The sequence below is a fragment of the Variovorax sp. P4_D9 genome, assembly GCF_056401695.1.
Genome location: NZ_JBFUIU010000961.1, coordinates 1 through 3,111, shown reverse-complemented (window position 1 = coordinate 3,111; position 3,111 = coordinate 1). Strand labels below are relative to the sequence as shown.

The window sequence follows — 3,111 nt, the reverse complement described above, 5'->3', positions numbered from 1 at the left end:
CCGCGGCGTGCGCTCGTGCAGCAGCGACGCGTGCGCCTGCACCAACGGGGCGCTGCCGAACCAGCGGCGCGGCGCGCCGTCGCACACCGCGTTGCACAGGGCCACCAGGGACATGCCCTGGTGGTGCGCCATCACATTGCGCACCACGGTGAAGGGCTGGCCGTCGGTCTGGCGCGAGACCGTGAAGTCGACCGCGTCATAGAAGCCGAACTCGCCGCGGGCGCCGAGCGATTCGAGCTGCAGCAGGTTGGCGATGGCGTCGACCGGCGCGATCGCTGCCGCCATCGCACTCGCATAGGGCGCCACCACGCGATCGGCCGGCGGCGTGCGGCGCAGCGCGAGCCGCGGCACGCCGAAGGGCGAGTACTGGTAGGCCAGCGAATGGTCCTGCGCGAAATAGGCGGATTCGGAGATGCCCCAGGGCAGGTTCTGTGCGCTGCCGAAGGCTTGCTGCTCGCCRATCGCGGCGCGCATCGCGACCTCGAGCAGGCCGCCCACCGGCTCGGCCATGACCAGCGTCGGCATCAGGTACTCGAACATCGATCCCGACCAGGACTTGAGGCCGGGCCGCACGCCGACCGACAGGAAGGGGCGGCCCAGCGCCATCCAGTGGCGCCGCGGCGCGTCGCCCTTGGCGATCGCGAGGAAGCTCAGAAGACGGGACTCCGAGGCCAGCAGGTCGTAGTAGCTGGCGTCGAGCAGGTTGTCGTCGACCCTGAGGCCGATATGGAACAGGTGGCGCTTGCTGTCGTAGAGGCCGCTGAAGTCCATCCCGGCACAGAGGGTCTCGCAGCGCTGGGCGAGCGTTTCGAGCCGGATCGCGGCGTCTTCGTCAGCCATGGAAGCAAAGCTGCGGCAGGCCTGCGCCACCGCGACCAGATGCCCCGCGAGGTTGCCGCTGTCGACGCTGGACACATAGGCCGGCGGCAGCCGCTGCAGGGACCGGGTGTCGTACCAGTTGTAGAGATGGCCGTCGTGCTTGTCGAGCCGGTCGATGGCGTCGAGCGTGGCGCCGAGCCGCTCTGCCAGCGCGGGCGTATCCACCCAGCCGAATTCGTGGGCGCAGCAGCAGGCCAGCAGGTACATGCCGATGTTGGTCGGCGAGGTGCGGTGGGCCAGCGTCGGCTCGGGCTCGAACTGCAGGTTGTCGGGCGGCAGGTGGTTGTCGTCGGGCCCGACCACGTGTTCGAAGAAGCGCCAGTTGTCCCGTGCCAGCGTCTCGAGATAGCGCTGCTGCCCGGTGTCGAGTTCGTTTTCGGGCCCGGTCGGCGTGCGGCTGCTCCACCAGGCCGCGACCGGTGCCACGGCCCACAGCATGAAGAGCGCGGCGCCGAGCCAGGGGTGCGGGCTCCAGAGCGATGCCAGGGCGAGCGCGAGGCAGGCCGCGCTGGTGAATGCCGAGCCGCGCACGAAGTCGCCCAGTGCATAGCGCGCCTGCGCCTGGGCCTGGGCGGCCGTGGTCCATTCGAGCAGGTGCCGGCGGCTGGCCAGCAGTCGCCAGATGGCCCGTGCGCTGGCATCGAGCAGCAGGCGGGCCTGCGCCGCCAGCTGGACGAACTGCCAGGCCGCGCCGGCCATCGCGCGCAGCAGTTCGGTGGCGCCGACGTCGAAGAAGTGCGGCAGCTGGATCGATCGTCGCGTCGGCACCAGACCCGCCAGCGCGCCGAGGAGCGGGCCGAGCACGAGGGCCGCGGTGACGGCGGCGAAGGCCCAGGCCAGCGGCAGCGAATCCGTGAAGACGACCCAGGCGAGCAGCACGGCCGAGGCCGGCACCACCAGCGTCCGTCGCAGGTTGTCGCTCATCTTCCAGAGACCGAGCGCATCGATTCCGAAGCGTCGCGCGCGCAGCATCAGCGGCAGCAGCTGCCAGTCGCCGCGGGCCCAGCGATGCATCCGCGAGGCGGCGACGTCGGCGTGGTGCGGATGGTCCTCGATCAGTACCAGGTCGCTCACCACGGCGCAGCGCGCCACCGCGCCTTCGAGCAGGTCGTGGCTCAGCACCGCGCCCTCGGGCAGCCGGCGATCGAGCGTGGCGTGCATCGCCTGGACGTCGAGCAGGCCCTTGCCGGTGAAGGAGCCGGTGCTGAAGACATCCTGGTAGATGTCGGAGGCGCTGTTGCTGTAGGGGTCGAGCCCGCACTGGCCGGCGAACATCCAGTGGAACAGGGAACGCTCTTGGCGCTCCGGGAACGGCGTGACGATACGGGGCTGGAATACCCCAAAGCCGGCCGTCACTCGGCCGCCGACGGCATCGACGTGCGGCGCATTCAGGGGGTGCGCCGCCACCGCGACCAGCTCGCGCAGCGTGCCCGGCGGCATCCCGGTGTCGCTGTCGAGCGTCATCACGTAGGGAATGCGGGCCGCCAGCCGGGCGCCGTTGGCCGCCGGCAGGAAGCCGCTGGCATCTCCAGTGGCCAGCAGGCGCAGCACCATCTCGAGCTTGCCGCGCTTGCGCTCCCAGCCCATCCAGCGGTGCTCGGTCTCGGACCAGGTGCGCGGCCGGTGCAGCAGCAGGAAGCGCGGGGTGGCGCCGGCTGCAGGGTAACGGTCGTTGAGGGCGCCGATCCGGCGCTGGGCATCGTCCAGCAGCAGCGAATCGCCGGGCATCGAGACCAGGTCGGCATCGCCCCAGTCGGTCAGCAGGGCGAACTGGGCCTGGTCCTCGCGGTTCGCGAGCCAGTGCAGTTCGAGCCGGTGCGCCAGCTGGGCATTGGCCTCGATCGAATTCAGCATCGACGGCATCACCACCAGCACGCGGTGCGCTGCCGGAATGCCCTCGGCGAACTCGAGCCGAGGCAAGGCCTGTACGCGGGTCGATTCGGCGACGATGCGATGCACCAGCGCGATCACCGTTTCGGAAAGCGGCCAGGCGAGCAGCACCAGAGCCACCAGCGAGGGCCATCGAGGGTCGGGCCAGCCGCTTCGGTCCAGGCCATGCACCACGGCCGCCAGCAGCAGCGCCGTGCCGACGGTGATGGCCGTCACATAGAGTGCAAGGCGCCAATGGCGGGGCAGTCGGCGGCGCCGCACCGCCGCGGCCGTGCCATCGCCGCGCGCCGGTGCCAGCGCGGCGAGCAGGCCGGCGCGGCCTTCGTCGAAGAGGTGGTAGCC

General features: G+C 71.0%; 1 protein-coding gene. It reads right to left on the bottom strand.

Features of this window, described 5'->3' with window-relative positions; all coding sequences use genetic code 11:
- A partial coding sequence (locus AC1DY5_RS49075) for a glucoamylase family protein (protein ID WP_478121575.1) occupies window positions 1–3,111 on the bottom strand: 3,111 nt, incomplete at both ends.